A 15859-nucleotide genomic window follows, 5' to 3' on the forward strand; every position below is an offset into this window, starting at 1 on the left:
ATAAGGTATGTGTCAGTTGTGGTGTTTTTTTATGTAGTCAATCGACTTTAGATATAATACTAATTTTATTAAAAGGAACCTTGTAAGTTTTATGTAAATGAGAGAAAAATGTAACTTTTCAGTTTTTAAAACGTATTAGATTTAAATAATTTTAGTGTGAAATAAATAATAAGGGGGGATTATTTATGGGTAATAAACAAATAAAAATGGGAAGCATCTTATTCTTTATTAGCATGTGTTTTTTGTTTGGAGGCTGTTCGGAAGAAATACATGAACTAGAAGAAGTGGTTATTACAACAGAAGAGAAAAATATCGAAGCAGTCCAAGCTGTTCTTGAATCAGAATTTACAGTTCCGAACAAAGAATATTTGGTTGTTGTTAAAAATATAGATAAAAAAATGACAGAAATAGGGAGTAGCACTCCTGAGGCTAATGAAGTAAATGGAATAGAAGAAACGGGAGTCTCAGAAGAATGGCGTGCATACGAGGGCTTAGTGAAAAAAAAGTATGGTCCTTACTTTATGGATTATGCTTTTGATACTCTTATTTCAAATATTATTGCTTTTCATTTCCATTATGGATATTTAGGCTATGACGAGAATGTTAGGTACGAAATGAAGATTAGAGATATACAAGTAACTAAAAGTGAGAATAATAACACACCCAAATTTTACGATTTTATCGTTAAGGTAGAATATACTAATAATACAGGTGAAGTTTCTCAGCACGAAGTAAAGGGCATGGCGATTCTTTCGGAACCAGGAAAAATTGGGAAGTTTGAAATAAGGGATGATGGTGGTTTAGGAGAAAAAGTATCAGTGGACCGTCAATAATAGCAAAACATTGTAATTGGTACTGTATTATGGGTTGTACAATTAATATTATAGATGAAAGTATAACTTTGTATCACTCATACACCTTAGTAGCGAACCTTAATCTCTCTGACAAAATTGTATTATTTCTAAAGAACTTAATGGAAATTTTCATAGATATAAGATTTCACATCCCAAAGACTTGTTTACCATGAGAGTTTTACGGAACTGTCTTTTTCGCATCGTTTATGTTGTTTGATGAAAAAATGTGACTTATCTCCGAACACTCTAAATTAATAGGATGATTATCAACCGAAATTATAGTAATATTAATAATCAGTTTATAATTTTGGACGGGGAGGGAGCAACATGAATAACAGCATATGCCTAATTAGACATGGAGAGACCGATTGGAATGACCTGGGGAAAATACAGGGAAGAACCGATATTCCTTTAAATTCCAAAGGAAAAATACAGGCCAAGGAAACAAGTTCTTATTTGATGAATAGAAGGTTTGATTTAATCATTACAAGTCCTTTATCAAGGGCAAAAGAAACTGGTGAAATTATTAATAGGGCTCTTCAACTTCCGATTTATACAATGGATAAATTTATAGAAAGAAACTACGGGGATGCAGAAGGACTAACTAGGGAAGAAAGGGCGCAAAACTATGTGAATGGACAGATTCCCAATTTAGAACGCATAGAGGACCTACAAGAAAGAATTGTTTCAGGTTTAAAGGATATCATCCAAAGCTACCCCAATAAAAAAATAATTTTGGTTGCTCACGGAGCTGTCATTAATGCTATATTAGCGCTCCTTTCAGATAGTAAAATTGGTTCAGGGAAGACAAAATTGTTAAATGCCTGTATAAGTAATCTAGAATATAAACAAGATCGTTGGAAAGTAAAGGATTATAATCAAACTACCCACTTAACAAAATAGGAGGATGTAAGATATGACATTACTTAATCCAACTTTATTTGCTGAATGGATCGCACCACATTCGTTAGATTGGTACGACCAGATTGGGAAGTTTCAAGGAACTTATCTATACCCTTGGAATTCCACTATTATTAAGCCTAATGGAGAATCAATCTTTGATGAAGAGGTTATAAACTTGGTTTCACACAAAAAGGTTTTGGACGTCGGGTGTGGGCATGGTGAATTCGCGATCCATTGTAGCTCTATTGCACAAGAAGTAGTAGGATTTGATGTAACTAATCATTTTATCGGTTATGGGGAAATGAATAAGCCAAAGAATGTTTCTTTTGTGTTAGGAAGCACTAAACAAGGTTTACCTTTTAAAGAAAATGAGTTTAATTGTGCTTACATTCGAAAGGGACCAACTTCAGGTTATCCTGCTCTAAAGCATATTGTAAAAAAAGGCGGAATTATACTTGGGCTGCACCCTGGAAATCACGAAGAGAATGAACTATCTGAATTATTTCCAAATCTTTTTACCGCCAATTTATCATTGGATTCTACTGAAAAAACTATTGAAAGTAGATTAATAGAGGCCAATTATTATGAATGGGAGATAGAAATTATTAGCAGTAATGAGTTAATCCATAGCCCAATGGATATTATAAGAAAAAGGTGCTTTGGACAGCACCCAACTGTGATGGAAAAAATTATAAAAAAAGATTTAATAGAGATTACAGAAATCTTTGAAGCAAACAAAACTAATGGCTTGTCTGTAACTAATTCCTATTACATTGTACGAGCAATTGTTTAATAGAAGATCATTCCTGTCCAACTATACTACTTCTTCTTTCTAAAAAATAATTATTTCTCCATTTATTATTCAGTCTACCAATACGTTCACGGTGACCTACTACTCTAAACCCATTTTTCTTGTGTAGTTGTATACTAGCTTTGTTTTCTGGGAAAATACTTGCCTGCAGCGTCCAATAGCCTTGTTCTTCTGACTTAGTGATCAGTGTTTGAAGCAACTTATTTCCAATTCCCATTCCAGTGGCTTTGGGATGAACATAGATACCCACTTCACCAATCCCTGCATAAACTGCTCTGTCTGAAACGGGGCAAAGTCTACACCAACCTAACACTAATTCACCATGATAAATGATAAAGGTACAAAACTGATCGGCTTTTGAGATCCATTTCTCATAGGATAAAGGAGCAGACGTTTCGAATGTTGCGTTACCTGTAGCAATGCCAGCCTCATAAATATATTTGATTTGCTCCCAGTCTTTTTCACTAGATAATCTGCATATATATTCCACGTTTATATTCCCCCTTGTAAAGAATATAAATAATTTACTTGTACTTTACAAGTAAAATTTAAGACGAAAATATACAATAGTTGTCTTTACAAATCGAACGAAAACAATTAATATTAGTTAGTCTAACTAACTATTGTAACTAATCAACAAGGGAGTAATTTTATGCAACCATTTTTCACGACATTAAAACTAATTTCTAGGCCATACAGTAGTAAGATGCAGGATTTACTACTGCCATTTGGCTTAACCGAAGTTCAGTGGGGACTCATACGTATTCTTTACGAAGAAGGACCTTCAACCTTCACTGATATAGCTACTTACTGGCGAGTTGAAAAACCTTCGGTGACTCCAATTGCTCAAAAACTAGTTGAGCAAGAGTTAATTTACATAGGAATAGGTCAAGACAAAAGACAAAAAGTAATGCATTTAACGAGTAACGGGGTAGAAAAGTATAAAGAGACGAAACAAATAGTGGATACCCTACAAAAGAATTTACTGATTGGTATTACTGAGCAAGAAAGACAAATTACAGAACAAGTATTGGAAAAATTACTTGTTAATTTAAAGGGAAGATGATGACGGTGACAAAGGAAAAACTATGGACAAAGCAATTTTTAATCGTTTCGTTGATCAATTTTATGATCACTTTAATGTTTTATTTATTAATAGTTACAATTGCTTCCTATGCCCAATCAAAATACGGTGCCTCTACAAGTACAGCTGGTCTAGTATCTAGTATTTTTATAATAGGCTCATTAATAGGAAGGTTAGGAACAGGAAGAGTCATAGGCGATTTAGGGACAAAAAAAACACTATGGACAGGTTTAGTATTTTTTACTATTACATCTATCTTATATTTTGCGGCCTTCAATATTGGCCTTCTAATTATTATTCGATTGCTTCAAGGAATTGCTGTTGGTATTGCAGGTACTGCAACCGGAACAATCATAGCGCAAATTTTACCTAATACTAGAAAGGGAGAGGGAATAGGTTATTACAGTTTAAGTGCAATATTAGCAACTGCCATTGGTCCGTTTATAGGTATTCTATTACTTAAAGCTGAAAATGGTTTTCAATGGATTTTTGCTTTAAATATTGTATTGTCATTTGTATGCTTAATCATCTATGCAGTTGTAAAAATAGATGTGTCATTGCCGAAATCTAGTTCCCAGCCTTTAGAAAAAAGCTCGCTTATCTCGAAATTCATAGAACCAAGAGCTTTACCAATTTCTATGGTGGCACTCTTAATAGGCTTTAGTTATTCTGGCGTAATGTCATTTCTATCCTTCTATGCATTAGAGGTAGACCTTGTATCTGCAGCAAGTTATTTCTTTTTAATTTATGCGATAGTAGTTATTATTTCTCGTCCATTCACAGGGAAATTGCTAGATACTAAAGGAGCTAATATTGTCGCTTATCCTTGTTTCGTTTTGTTTGCACTAGGTATGTTTTTATTTAGCCAAGCTACAGCAGGGTGGATGCTTCTACTTGCTGCTGCGCTGATTGGATTCGGCTACGGTAATTTTAATTCGATAGCTCAGAGCGTTGCGGTGAAAGTTACTCCACCTCATCGATTTGGACTTGCTACCTCAACCTACTTCATTTTATATGATATTGGATTAGGAATTGGTCCATTTCTATTAGGATTTATAGTGCCTTATAGTGGTTATCGTCCGATTTTCCTCTCCATGGTCGTTTTAATCGTCATTTGCATTCCTCTATACCATCTGCTGCATGGTAGGAAAGACAAAGAACTGTTGAATATATCTTAATTTAAAAAAGACAAAGGATATGTACTGCACCCCAATTGTTAGACACCATCTAACAATTGGAGGGGCAGTTTTTCTATGACAAAATATAGTTCAGAATTAAAAATACAAGCTGTTTTAACCTATCTAAAAGGAACAGCTTCCTATAAAACTATAGCTGATCAATTTAATATTAGTTTAACCCCCTTAAAGGATTGGATGGCCCTGTATAACGCAAATGGAGAAGAAGCTGTTGATTCTTCCAATACAAATTATGATGGGAACTTTAAAATGGATGTACTAAACTTTATAAATGATTTTGGAGTAACTCCTAATAAAGCAGCTGCGCCTCTCAATATCTTCTTGGTGGGAGGATAATCTAGTAGCCACCTCTTGATTTAGCAGGTCAATCTGTTCGGTAAGAAATTCTATATGAGTCAGAATGGTTTTTAACATTAGTCGTTGGTGTAAATTGATATACCCTCGAAGCGCTAGGTCAAGTTCATCCTTTTTCTTCTTCATTGTTCGACGGGCAAAGCTTGCCAGTTTCTCTGGGTCGTTTTCACCATCGGCGATCGCACGAAGCATATCAAGGGATGAGACACCCATAATGTCGGAAACAACTGAGCCTGCATCAAGAAAAGGTAAAAAGCGTGCAGGAATAATTTTAATTTTCATGGGAGGTTGTTTTTTATTTTCTTTTTTCTGAATGGACGCCACTTTTCCTTTGATTTCAGAGCGTTTACCAAAAGAACATTTTAATATAATAAAGAAGAAAATTAAAGAAGCACCAACATTTGTATTTAGATTATTAGATTGCATTATTAAAGGAACGCTGCGTGCAGATTCCACCAATTATGAATCATTGCTTATTAACACCGATTAAGGATTGTATTACGTTACAGAGCAATCATCTGATGAGCTATTTCTTAAGAACATAGTTAGAGTAAACGAGGCATCAGTTAATCAGGGGAAAAGATTTACATTGTTTTCTTCTGAACCTACTTGGAATCAGGCAATTGAAAAATGCCTTGAGAAGAAAATAAGAAAAATACAACGTTATGGTTTTTCTTTTGATTTAATGGCATATAAAAATAGAAAAATCAATATTTGATAGAACATTGTTTGGAATTTGATAAAAACTACTACGATGAATATTGGGATTCCACAGATAATTTTCTTCAAAATGAGATTGGTTTTTGTGTGAAGGATGGAGAGAGAATTATTAGTGAAGCTGTTTCCATTTTTAAATCTAAAAGTTATGCGGAAGTAGATATAATGACCGACTCAAATTATAGAGGAAAAGGTTTAGCAAGTATTGTAGCTGAACAATTTATGGATTATTGCCTTTCCCAAAATATTCAAGCTCGTTGGGATTGCGATGTTAATAATGTTGCTTCAATCAATTTAGGTAGTAAATTAGTTTTTATTAATCCAAGAGAATATACTGTCTATATTATTAGTTAAAGATCATGGTTGCTTAGGCAACTCTATTTTTTATTGAAGTAACGGGGCAGTTTAGTTGAATAAGGGATATTGTCTTATTTAAAAATTATAAGTGAAATTAGTGCATACAAATTGAATCGCAATATATTATCTTTGGAGGTCAATACGGAGACCCAAAGTCTGAGAAAGCGGTTTTACATCTTGTTGAGATAAGTATGTTACTTCAAAATTGTTGAAATAATGTTTTATCTTATAGAAATAGTGAGATGGCACCAGCTAAAATTTATTTGAATAAAAAAGTAATTTAATATACACTTTCATTATCTTAACAAAAGGGAGATGAACTCATGATGGCATCTATTGCACTAGAAGTTTTAAAAGGATTAAAGCAACAAAAACTTCGCAAGGGTTCAGTAGAATAACCCTTACTACTAACCCCTGCACTTAATTGGGGGAAATAAAAATGATTAATCAATATAGTAAAAGGTTTCTAACAGGAGATAAAGTCGCTTTACGTAAAATTACAAAAGAGGATTATCAAGATTACTTTGCAATTGAAGATTTAATGGAAAGTCGGTTACTAATGAATGATGAGATACCATTTCCACCTACAGAAAGGGACCATGAAAAATTCCTTAGTGAAATAAATCCTGAAAAGGATGAATACATATTTGGGATTGAACTTAAAGATGAAAAAATCTTTATTGGGACGATATCTGTTTACTCAGTGAATTGGAAAAACGGTACTTGTCACGTTGGTGTATCTATAGGAGCTGACTACCAAGGGAAGGGCTATGGAACCGACTCAATGAAAGTATTGGTAGACTTTATTTTTAATTATATGAATTTAAATAAAGTGAAAATTCAAGTATTTAGTTACAACAAAAGGGCAATTGCTTCATATGAAAAATGCGGATTTTTCTTGGAAGGGACTTTAAAAGAGGAACTATTCAGGTTTGGAAGCTATCACGACATTTATTATATGGGTATACTTAGAAAAGATTGGAAAAATACTCAAGTCTAATTAATGGTAGAATAAGCATTCCATTAAAAAATCTATATAATAATAACTCTTATTGAGGCTAACGGAGGCTTCGTTTAAGAAGAATTTAAGTCAATATTGTTCTATCGGATTTTTATGTTGAAGTATGAACATAATTCGTTGTAACAAAAATCTATTAGCACCTCTTATGAACGTTCCCCGGAACGTTCTTTTATTTTTTCAGTAAGAAGTGTATGGTGAAGATTAAGTGCGAATTAAAACAAGTTCTTATTGAACTCCCATGAAAATTAAAAAACACTCATATTCAATAACAAAGCATAACAAAAGAAACTCAGAAATAGCTTTTTTTAAAAAAAGGTTGAGCCTTCAGATTGATTATATTAAGCTGAAAGTTAAATCAAGAACCAACTCCATTCTTCTTAGAATAAAGGCAAGGCTGGTGCAATAACCAGAGTAGGATTAATCTCCCATGAGTGCTTCCCGTAAGAGAGCGACAGTGTGTGATGCACCAAAGTTGATCGACTTTCCTCTCCCAGCCGTAGTATCCTACCCATTCTACAAACATTTTCATCCTCTGTGGTGTAGCGCTGATTTTGCGCTACATGGATGGCTAACGGGTGCTCTACTTCAAGAAGGAGTAAAGCCTTTTATCTTATTGAAATAAAGGTGCAGTTTAGTTGAATAAGAAGCTTTATGTGGGGTTGTTAAATTATAAATGTTGGACACTTTGGAGGTATTGCGAGGAGACAGAAAAATTTAACAAATAAATTAATTTCTCTTTACAATTTCAGTATCTTTAGTATTATCTAAAATAGAGATGTAAATAAAGGGGATCTATATTACACATGTGGAATAACTTGAAATGAAAAGGTAAATGGATACAGACAGTTGCGTTCCTTGCATCTTAAGGATACGTTTATTTGTTGATCTGAAATCATTCAAGGGCTACATGGTGTGGACAATATAAATTCCCATTGCCAAGCAGATACCTTTGTATCTGCTTTTACTTATGGGTAAAAATACATCTCTATTGACACAATCATAGAGTCCCTATATTGGGGGAATTTTAATGAAAAGTCAGTACGAAAACGAAGAAATGCTATCAGGTGGGAATGTCTCAAACGTATATCGATCGGGAGATACTGTGCGTCGAGACTTAAAGGAAGATAGTGCCAAAATTCATAAAGTATTAACACATTTGGAGAAAAAAGATTTCAATTGCGCACCAAAGTTTTTAGGTATTGATGAAAAAAATAGAGAGATATTTTCATTTATTGAAGGAGAAGCTGGTAACTATCCTTTAAAACAATACATGTGGTCTGATGATGCTTTAAAAGAGATAGCGAAAATGCTTCGTTTATTTCATGATGCTGTGAGTGATTTTCCAATCGAAGAAAATTGGCAACCAATCGATAACACACCTCAGCCATTTGAGGTGCTATGTCACAATGATTTTGCCGTCTATAACATTATTTTTAATCACGAAAAGCCAGTAGGGATTATTGATTTTGATCTAGTTGCACCTGGTCCAAGACTTTGGGATATAGCTTATGCTCTTTATACTTGCGTTCCATTAAGCAGACATTGGCATACTGAAACATATGAGACTGTTTATTATGATCCATCAAAAGATGCTGAACATACAAAACAAAGGGTTAAATTGTTTTTTGAGTCATATGGTATTGAGGGAATGGAGGAAGGCTTTTTAGAAATGGTCTTGCTACGCGTTGAAGGCTTATGTAAAACCATACAAAGGAAAGCTAAAGAAGGAGATATGGCGTTTCAAAAGATGATCGATGAAGGACATTATGAACATTATCAAAAGGAACTTGAATTCATTCGTGAACATGGAAAAGAATGGATTTAAAGTAGTATTGATATAAATAATAGCGTTAAGCCTAGCAGGTTTGACGCTATTTATTAATGTTCTAAAGAGGAAAATCTCTAAGATTGTGAAGTAGTACACTTAAACTAAAGGTGCAGGTTAGTGAAAGAAGAAATATAAATCTATCATAAATCAATGATTTGTTCTCAAAATTTAATGAACAGGGGCGAGAAAATGATTGAAACACTATTAAAGCATATTCCTCTAATAAGTAATTGTAAGGATGTTATTCAGATTAAAAAAGGGTTTTCCACAGATGAAAAATATCTAATACATATGAATGATGGAAGCAAAAAGTTACTTCTTCGAACTTTTAAGTTAGAAGAGTTTGAATCAAAAAAGAAAGAATATTCTATTCTAGAAAAGTTGCAGAAATATAACGTTACTTGTTCACAGCCGATCTCTATGGGGCAGGTAGGGAGTCGGGGGTACATGATCACATCATACATCGAGGGTAAAGATGCCGAGGAAGAAATCCAAAAATACTCAGAACAAGAGCAATTTAATATTGGCTTTGAAGCTGGGAAAAAATTGAGGAAAATCTATCAGTTTGTGGCTCCAAGTCATGTCTCTTCGTGGCATTCAAGGAAAGAGGAAAAACATAAGAACTATATTGATGCTTATTTAGCATGTGGAATTAGAGTTGAAAATGACCATAAAATAATGAATTTTATTGAAGAAAATATACATCTCATGAAAGAACGTCCGAGCGTGTTTCAACATGATGATTTTCATGTTGGAAATATCATTGTAAATAATAAAAAATTTGCGGGAGTTATAGATTTTAACCGGTATGATTGGGGCGATCCAATTCATGAATTTCTTAAAATTGGTATCTTCAGTCGGGAAGTAAGCATTCCTTTTTCAATTGGACAACTAAGGGGTTATTTTAATAATACTGAACCCGATGAATATTTTTGGAGGCTTTATTCACTTTATCTAGCAATGTGTGTCTTCTCTAATGTAATATGGACATTAAAAACTGTTCCAGAAAAAATAAATGATATGTTAGGTAAAGTTTACACTTATTTAGAAGATCATGATTACTTCAGTGAATTAAAACCTAAATGGTATACAGAAGAAATATAAGTTTGAAATTCCTTTTTTATTGTGACGGATTGTAATTAAAGTAAATGGTGCTAGTTGAAGTTAAGTAAATGTGATAGGGTTTGTGAAATGTTACACTTAAACTAACGTAAGCAGTTTAGTGCAAGAAGAAATTGGTGGTAAAATTTAAAGTATATTAGGATGCTTATCCTAATAACGGGAGGCAAAACAGAAAGTGAAGATTACAAAGTTTAAGGAACCTGATACAGAAGAGATTGTTACCTTGTTTTATGAAACAGTTCATTCCGTAAATTCAAAAGATTATTCCCAAGCAGAATTGGATGCTTGGGCACCAATAGATGAAAAAGAATCTAAAATGAAATCTTGGAAGGAATCATTGGGTCAAAATATAACGCTTGTAGCTAAAACTAATGATAAGGTTGTTGGTTTTAGCGATTTAACGCAAACTGGGTACTTAGATAGACTGTTCGTTCATAAAGATTATCAAGGACAAGGTATAGCTACTGCTTTAGTTGATATGCTTGAATCTGAGGCAAAGAAATTAAATCTTTTAGAAATTGATGTGGAAGCAAGTATTACAGCTAAGCCATTTTTTGAACATCGAGGTTACAATATTGTTTGTTCACAAATAGTAGAACGTAAAGGTGTTAAATTGACTAATTTTAAAATGGTTAAAAAAATAAAATAATAATTTTGTTATTATACGAACGGGTGCTTTACTTCAAGAAGGAATAATGATGAAACTGTGGATGAATTTTACCAAGCATTAAGAGAGAGTATCCTATACATCAGGAGCTTTATGAAAGATATAAGCAGACTTCAAAGCAACAGCAAATACATTTGGATAATTCTTATTAAAGAAATGCCAGATGCATCTGTAAATATTAGAAAAAAATTATTGTTTAATGAGGTAAAAGGGTTAAATTATATAATTTTTGATGGTAATATTCTTCGCTCGTATCCTGATATAGATATTAACTATCATCAGACTGTTAGCCCCGAACCGAATAGAGCTGAATCATCAATAAGAAATACCTGCAAACACAAAAGGGTTTACAGGCTTTTTTACGCAGGTAAATAATTAGGCAATATTCTGATTATTGCAGGACAGAATATTGATATTATTGAAAACATTACCTCGGTTCAACACGATTTATTTCCCACTTTAACTTTAATTTGTACTTTTTCTGGTTTGTTTTGCTTCCAGATAAGACTTTGCAGGAATATACCAATCATACCAATAAGGGATAGTCCGAGACCGATTGTTTTAAAGGCGGATAGTACCCCTAATTGTGTTATTAATAGTCCGCCGAAAAGAGGTCCAGCAATAAAAAGGATACTCATTAGTGAATCTATTATACCGGTAACCCTTCCTATTGCTTCCTTAGGTGGTTCAGTTTGAATGAGATAATTTATGGCAGTAAAAGTTAAACCATTTCCAATTCCACCGATAATTGAAAGAAATATTGCCAGTGCTATGAAATTGTAATTCAATAGGAATCCAAAACCTCCAGTCATCACACCAATTAGAAGACTTCCGATACCAAAAAAACAACCATTAGAGATTTTTTTTAGTCTGCTTAGTATTATAACCACAAAGAGCGATCCGATTCCAATACCGGAAATTGCCCAACCGGTAAACCCAGGTTTGTTAGGAAACACCTCACTGAACAAAGTTACAATTTGTGCGTCGATCATTTGTATGGTTAGGGTGCTGAATATCCCAAATATGATACTTGCCAAAAGGATTTTGCTTTTTAAAACAATATACCAACCTTCCTTCCAAGAGCGAAGAACCCCAGATTGTGTGGCTTCTATTTCTACACTTGTTTCGTTTTCTTGTACCTTGATTCGGGTAAGAAGTATTCCAGAAATAGTAAAAGCTATCGCGTTTAATGCAATTGAAAAGTTTGGAGAAAAAATTCCTGCGATTGACCCCCCCCATGAGCGGTCCAATAACCTTTACTAACTGTAACAGACTACCATTAATAGTGATTGCTTTCATGATGTTTTTTTCGTCAACTATATTTCTCATCAATCCCTGCTGTGCAGGAAGGCTTATCACTCCCGCAGTGTTTCGTAGAAACAGAATTGGCAGAGCAAGCCAGGGTGTAGGAGTAAAAACAAGCAACAAAGTTAACACTGCGCGAAACCAATCAGAATAGATAAGAATTTTCCGCTTATTTTTTCTGTCTGCAAATACACCTGCAAATTGTCCTAAAAGGATACTAGGAATGGCATACATGATAGGGATTAGAGCAATCAGCATAGGGTCAGCCTTCCATGTATACCTGAATAAGATTAGTACCCCAACAAAGTCAAACCAGTTTCCTAGGTTGGCTAAAGTATTAGCAGAAAAGAATTTGATAAAATTTCCATTTCGCCATATTGATACTTCCTTGTTCATCAATTATCCCTCCAGGTTAGTAACTCTAATAAGAGCATAACGTGTAAATATCAGAGGAATATCAGAGGAAACAAAAATAAAAAAATATTGACCAATTATTTTAAGTGGTGTTTTAACTGAATTTCAATTTTGCTATGTAATTCATTTAAGTTGTAATCTTTCATATACTTTTTCTGTAACTCTTGATAGTAAGTCTGTAATCTCCCATTCAATCCATATTCTTCAATGAAGAACAAAATAATGTTTATATTTATTAACATACCTGGTACGTACTTTGCTTCCTGAAGCAGTTGAAATCCTTCATTAAAATAATCTGCAGCTTTAGATTTTTTCTTTTTAAGAAGGCAGTAAATCCCTTTAACGATTGAAAAATTCGCATTTTCTCTTAAATAGGGATAATTTATTAGTTTTTTTTCCGTTTCTTCTATCTTTACCTTTATCTCCTCAAAATCCTTTTGAAGTAAGGCAATATAGAGTTCCGAGAGTGAAATCAACGGTATGAATTCTTCGATATTTTTTTCATATATTTCTATTTTAGACTGACGAAGAAGGTTAACTGATTCTCCAAGTTGATTTGTGAATATCAATAATGAGAGGCGATTTAAACAACTTTATTTCTAATCGATGATATTCAGGTATCTCTTCAACAGATAGAGCAAACGTAAAATAATCGAGACACTTTGTCTTGTCTAATCCAATTAATGAATAGATGTGTAACAAATAATAGCATTTTTCCCAAAAGGGGATATCCTTCTGTTGCTCAAGGAACCAACTGAAATCTCCTTTCATGAAATGGAGATACAGAAGGTTAGGCAAATCGATTTGAAAACTGAACACATCCTGGTTTTCTTGTAACAGCTTTAGAGCATCTCCCTGCCCAAAGCGATGATATTTCTGAAAAAGGTTTTTAACTTGTATGGATACCTCTTCATCCTTTAATAAGGGACTCTCATGTACCACTTTGGTTAGCAGAAGGTAACCTTGCCCCCTGACCGTTTCAATATTAACCACTGATGATAGAGGTTCAATTTTTTTCTAATTCTATAAATATGGTCATCCACTGTTCTATCTACTGGATCTTCCATTGGCCAAACAGCATTCAAAAGTTCCTCTCTCGAAAAAACTCGTGAAGGATATTGATATAAAAATTTAAACAATTGAAATTCTCTCGGTAGAAAAATTATTTCTTCGGAACGATAATTTACTTTATGACCTGTGTTGGAAAACTTGATTTTCTCCACTCTTTCACCTCAACAAAATTGGAAGATTTTTTTATAGTTCATTTTAACAGATAGTTAATTCGTATCTCTCTTCTCATTAAATATACCTTAAAAGAAGATTGCGGATATGAGAATTTATTGAAGTTATATTACCTTTTCAACTACTTGGTATTTTAATTTAAGGTAGAGTATAGCCACAATTTCGGTTAATAAGGTTGGAAAAGCACTCATAGCCTAAATGTATATTGATACTAATTACTAGATTGTAGATTATTAGTCTACAAAAAGACCGCTGCTCATTGAAGCAGCGGCTTTTAAATTAGATAATTATTTGGGTATTTTCACCTGATGAATCAGGATAATAAAGGTCTTTACGGAGGCAAACATCCTTATGTGTTAAAGTTTCGCCATTAAAACGAAGCCAAATTTCATCATCTGCCATAATACCATGAGTTTGTCGCACAATTCCCCACCGGTTATACGTTTGCAAACCAAGACTCTTGAGTAACTCATCGGCATTGGCACGTGTTGGTGGAAACGTACGCCATTTAAGCCACTTCTCCAGTTCTTCTAGCGTAATATGACCTTCCATAATCGGTGAAAATTGTTTATTAAAGTCTACTATATAGTTCACGACATAAGGTGTGCCACCATTTGCGGGTTTTAAATCAACTGTGGCAATTACATCGTCCATCCACATGACGTCGAACTTCATATAATCAATCATTTGATTCACTTCCTTCAATGAAAAGATGTTTGAAGATAGGGTCGTTTAACTGTGATAGTAACACTTGTTGTGCTCGACCAAAATCAATTGCATTTATTTTTAGTGTTTCTAATAATTTAGCTTTATAGATGAATGCTGAACCTGTATAGAGTGCGAGCTGTTTAGTAAAGCTTGCGTTAAATGGTTTTGCTTTCACTTTTCTTTTTAAAATTGATAAAGGCTTACCTAGTGGATAGTCCTTTTCATCGGATAGTAAACTTAGTCCATTATCAAAAATCGGTGCGAGCCTCCATACTTTGTTAACAGGGTTGTATAAGAATAAAATGTTATTCGTATGACGATCTTCGTTTAATATGAGTGCATCAAACGCTAGTAGTTGAGCAATATCTTCTCGTACATTCAGTCCGGTAAAGTCCTGCACTTGTTGCATAATTTGCTCAAACTTTTCTTGTGTAGAAAGAGATTTATCGTTAAGGATATGGTCGGTCGTTGTAAAGTTTGCCTCAAATAAACGCTCAAGCGTGACTTCTTGTAGTTTACCTCTGAAATCCTGCGAATAACAGCCCATGGAAGTTTCACCATTTGGTAAAATAATTTTACAAGGATAGTAGTTTACATAATCTTTTTCTTGAAATGTAGAGCATGCTAACACAAGTGATGCTAATACTTCGGCTTGTCCCTCGTAGCCACGAGTATTTTGTTTAACCCACTTATCTCCGACACACCATTTTGATTGGTCACCTTTACTTGAAGTACTAATAATACGAATAGCATCTGCTGGTATATGAATTTCTTCCATGCATCTCACGTCCAATTTACTTGAGTTTCTTATATTATATAGTTAAAAATAAGCTTTTTCATCATTTAACCCATTTGTTTTATTTTAAAACTTCTCCACAAGTTTCTCTCTCCTCAGCCCGCCTACAATTGTTCTCCAATAAGTTCGATAAAACCTTTTTTCTTATTAAACTAACGGTGCAGGTGTGCGGCCGAGCCTAGGTCGTATCATATAGCGGGTGGGATTCCCGTCGAGAAAGAACTAGCCATTCACTCGTAGCGAGTCTTGGAGGGCTAATGGTAACATTAGCCTTTAAGGGAAGACAGTTAGGTGGCGGGCCGAGAAAGCCAAATGGTTGAAGGGATTGAGCTCCATCATGTTAGTAAATCGAGAGGGCTGATGCCTTACCTGCGGTAGAAAGCTACATTTTATTCTTCGATAGAGGCAAGAAGGATAAAACCTCTCTGGGGTCAGAGACCTTGGCACGTCACACATGGATATAATACGGCAACTCGGGAG

Annotated in this window: 21 protein-coding genes and 1 pseudogene; 13 read left to right on the plus strand and 9 right to left on the minus strand. The window is 34.1% G+C overall.

Annotated features, from left to right (window positions below):
- Positions 1–185: 185 nt before the first annotated feature.
- The 3 genes from ACQKNZ_RS10385 (at position 186) to ACQKNZ_RS10395 (ending at position 2550) form a co-directional block, all read left to right on the plus strand.
- Positions 186–833: a hypothetical protein gene (locus ACQKNZ_RS10385; RefSeq protein WP_427659519.1), complete on the plus strand. Its 648-nt coding sequence runs from the start codon at positions 186–188 to the stop codon at positions 831–833.
- A 348-nt stretch (positions 834–1181) separates the two neighbouring features.
- On the plus strand, positions 1182–1757 hold the full coding sequence (locus tag ACQKNZ_RS10390) for a histidine phosphatase family protein (protein ID WP_427659521.1): 576 nt from the start codon (positions 1182–1184) through the stop codon (positions 1755–1757).
- A 13-nt stretch (positions 1758–1770) separates the two neighbouring features.
- Complete coding sequence (locus ACQKNZ_RS10395; RefSeq protein ID WP_427659523.1) at positions 1771–2550, plus strand: class I SAM-dependent methyltransferase; 780 nt, start codon at positions 1771–1773, stop codon at positions 2548–2550.
- Positions 2551–2557: 7 nt separating this feature from the next.
- On the opposite strand, the gene ACQKNZ_RS10400 is transcribed toward ACQKNZ_RS10395, so the two are convergent.
- Entirely contained in the window at positions 2558–3058 is a 501-nt protein-coding gene (locus ACQKNZ_RS10400; RefSeq protein ID WP_427659525.1) for an N-acetyltransferase family protein, read from the minus strand.
- A 162-nt stretch (positions 3059–3220) separates the two neighbouring features.
- Between ACQKNZ_RS10400 and ACQKNZ_RS10405 the strand changes: the two genes are divergently transcribed.
- The 3 genes from ACQKNZ_RS10405 (at position 3221) to ACQKNZ_RS10415 (ending at position 5184) form a co-directional block, all read left to right on the plus strand.
- Entirely contained in the window at positions 3221–3634 is a 414-nt protein-coding gene (locus tag ACQKNZ_RS10405) for a MarR family winged helix-turn-helix transcriptional regulator (protein WP_144536102.1), read from the plus strand.
- A complete protein-coding gene (locus ACQKNZ_RS10410; protein ID WP_427659527.1) occupies positions 3634–4830 on the plus strand; it encodes an MFS transporter in 1197 nt (398 codons plus the stop codon). The genes ACQKNZ_RS10405 and ACQKNZ_RS10410 overlap by 1 nt, the downstream gene beginning before the upstream one ends.
- A 75-nt stretch (positions 4831–4905) precedes the next feature.
- Positions 4906–5184, plus strand: a complete 279-nt coding sequence (locus ACQKNZ_RS10415) for a transposase (protein ID WP_427659529.1) — start codon at positions 4906–4908, stop codon at positions 5182–5184.
- Here ACQKNZ_RS10415 and ACQKNZ_RS10420 read toward each other — a convergent pair.
- Positions 5107–5628, minus strand: coding sequence for a hypothetical protein (locus tag ACQKNZ_RS10420; protein ID WP_427659531.1), 522 nt, complete (start codon positions 5626–5628; stop codon positions 5107–5109). The two genes, ACQKNZ_RS10415 and ACQKNZ_RS10420, sit on opposite strands and share 78 nt — an antisense overlap.
- Positions 5629–5695: 67 nt before the next feature.
- Between ACQKNZ_RS10420 and ACQKNZ_RS10425 the strand changes: the two genes are divergently transcribed.
- From ACQKNZ_RS10425 to ACQKNZ_RS10455, 7 genes are all read left to right on the plus strand, one after another.
- Positions 5696–5920 carry a GNAT family N-acetyltransferase gene (locus ACQKNZ_RS10425; protein WP_427659532.1) on the plus strand — a complete coding sequence of 75 codons (225 nt, stop codon included), beginning with the start codon at positions 5696–5698 and terminating at the stop codon, positions 5918–5920.
- On the plus strand, positions 5917–6273 hold the full coding sequence (locus ACQKNZ_RS10430; protein ID WP_427659534.1) for a GNAT family N-acetyltransferase: 357 nt from the start codon (positions 5917–5919) through the stop codon (positions 6271–6273). Before ACQKNZ_RS10425 ends, ACQKNZ_RS10430 begins: the two co-directional genes overlap by 4 nt.
- Positions 6274–6715: 442 nt before the next feature.
- Positions 6716–7276, plus strand: a complete 561-nt coding sequence (locus ACQKNZ_RS10435) for a GNAT family N-acetyltransferase (protein ID WP_427659536.1) — start codon at positions 6716–6718, stop codon at positions 7274–7276.
- A 1048-nt stretch (positions 7277–8324) separates the two neighbouring features.
- Positions 8325–9122, plus strand: coding sequence for a phosphotransferase enzyme family protein (locus ACQKNZ_RS10440; RefSeq protein ID WP_427659538.1), 798 nt, complete (start codon positions 8325–8327; stop codon positions 9120–9122).
- Between the two features lie 192 nt (positions 9123–9314).
- Positions 9315–10229, plus strand: coding sequence for an aminoglycoside phosphotransferase family protein (locus ACQKNZ_RS10445; protein ID WP_427659540.1), 915 nt, complete (start codon positions 9315–9317; stop codon positions 10227–10229).
- A 193-nt stretch (positions 10230–10422) separates the two neighbouring features.
- A complete protein-coding gene (locus ACQKNZ_RS10450; RefSeq protein ID WP_154310690.1) occupies positions 10423–10896 on the plus strand; it encodes a GNAT family N-acetyltransferase in 474 nt (157 codons plus the stop codon).
- Positions 10897–10953: 57 nt separating this feature from the next.
- Positions 10954–11289 carry a hypothetical protein gene (locus tag ACQKNZ_RS10455; RefSeq protein WP_427659543.1) on the plus strand — a complete coding sequence of 112 codons (336 nt, stop codon included), beginning with the start codon at positions 10954–10956 and terminating at the stop codon, positions 11287–11289.
- Between the two features lie 62 nt (positions 11290–11351).
- Here ACQKNZ_RS10455 and ACQKNZ_RS10460 read toward each other — a convergent pair whose 3' ends face one another.
- The 7 genes and pseudogenes from ACQKNZ_RS10460 to ACQKNZ_RS10490 form a co-directional block, all read right to left on the minus strand.
- On the minus strand, positions 11352–12164 hold the full coding sequence (locus tag ACQKNZ_RS10460) for an MFS transporter (protein WP_427659545.1): 813 nt from the start codon (positions 12162–12164) through the stop codon (positions 11352–11354).
- Positions 12154–12615 (minus strand): annotated as a pseudogene (locus ACQKNZ_RS10465) (MFS transporter); the annotation flags it as partial. The gene ACQKNZ_RS10460 and the pseudogene ACQKNZ_RS10465, both read right to left, overlap by 11 nt.
- 95 nt (positions 12616–12710) lie before the next feature.
- The gene (locus tag ACQKNZ_RS10470; protein ID WP_427659547.1) at positions 12711–13202 is read right to left on the minus strand and encodes a hypothetical protein; all 492 of its coding nucleotides are present in this window, start codon (positions 13200–13202) and stop codon (positions 12711–12713) included.
- Positions 13168–13575: a hypothetical protein gene (locus tag ACQKNZ_RS10475; protein ID WP_427659549.1), complete on the minus strand. Its 408-nt coding sequence runs from the start codon at positions 13573–13575 to the stop codon at positions 13168–13170. The genes ACQKNZ_RS10470 and ACQKNZ_RS10475 overlap by 35 nt, the downstream gene beginning before the upstream one ends.
- Before the next feature lie 5 nt (positions 13576–13580).
- Positions 13581–13856, minus strand: coding sequence for a winged helix-turn-helix domain-containing protein (locus tag ACQKNZ_RS10480; protein WP_427659551.1), 276 nt, complete (start codon positions 13854–13856; stop codon positions 13581–13583).
- Between the two features lie 298 nt (positions 13857–14154).
- On the minus strand, positions 14155–14550 hold the full coding sequence (locus ACQKNZ_RS10485) for a hypothetical protein (RefSeq protein WP_427659553.1): 396 nt from the start codon (positions 14548–14550) through the stop codon (positions 14155–14157).
- Positions 14551–14554: 4 nt separating this feature from the next.
- The gene (locus tag ACQKNZ_RS10490; RefSeq protein ID WP_427659555.1) at positions 14555–15361 is read right to left on the minus strand and encodes a hypothetical protein; all 807 of its coding nucleotides are present in this window, start codon (positions 15359–15361) and stop codon (positions 14555–14557) included.
- Positions 15362–15859 lie beyond the last annotated feature (498 nt).

Source organism: Psychrobacillus sp. NPDC093200, assembly GCF_050280345.1.
Classification (GTDB): Bacteria; Bacillota; Bacilli; order Bacillales_A; family Planococcaceae; genus Psychrobacillus; species Psychrobacillus faecigallinarum.

Excerpts from the sequence above, each read along its gene's own strand:
- ACQKNZ_RS10385 (WP_427659519.1), top strand. The coding sequence starts at position 186 with ATGGGTAATAAACAAATAAAAATGGGAAGCATCTTATTCTTTATTAGC.
- ACQKNZ_RS10390 (WP_427659521.1), top strand. The coding sequence starts at position 1,182 with ATGAATAACAGCATATGCCTAATTAGACATGGAGAGACCGATTGGAAT.
- ACQKNZ_RS10395 (WP_427659523.1), top strand. The coding sequence starts at position 1,771 with ATGACATTACTTAATCCAACTTTATTTGCTGAATGGATCGCACCACAT.
- ACQKNZ_RS10405 (WP_144536102.1), top strand. The coding sequence starts at position 3,221 with ATGCAACCATTTTTCACGACATTAAAACTAATTTCTAGGCCATACAGT.
- ACQKNZ_RS10410 (WP_427659527.1), top strand. The coding sequence starts at position 3,634 with ATGACGGTGACAAAGGAAAAACTATGGACAAAGCAATTTTTAATCGTT.
- ACQKNZ_RS10415 (WP_427659529.1), top strand. The coding sequence starts at position 4,906 with ATGACAAAATATAGTTCAGAATTAAAAATACAAGCTGTTTTAACCTAT.
- ACQKNZ_RS10420 (WP_427659531.1), bottom strand. The coding sequence starts at position 5,628 with ATGCAATCTAATAATCTAAATACAAATGTTGGTGCTTCTTTAATTTTC.
- ACQKNZ_RS10435 (WP_427659536.1), top strand. The coding sequence starts at position 6,716 with ATGATTAATCAATATAGTAAAAGGTTTCTAACAGGAGATAAAGTCGCT.
- ACQKNZ_RS10440 (WP_427659538.1), top strand. The coding sequence starts at position 8,325 with ATGAAAAGTCAGTACGAAAACGAAGAAATGCTATCAGGTGGGAATGTC.
- ACQKNZ_RS10445 (WP_427659540.1), top strand. The coding sequence starts at position 9,315 with ATGATTGAAACACTATTAAAGCATATTCCTCTAATAAGTAATTGTAAG.
- ACQKNZ_RS10485 (WP_427659553.1), bottom strand. The coding sequence starts at position 14,550 with ATGAAGTTCGACGTCATGTGGATGGACGATGTAATTGCCACAGTTGAT.
- ACQKNZ_RS10490 (WP_427659555.1), bottom strand. The coding sequence starts at position 15,361 with ATGGAAGAAATTCATATACCAGCAGATGCTATTCGTATTATTAGTACT.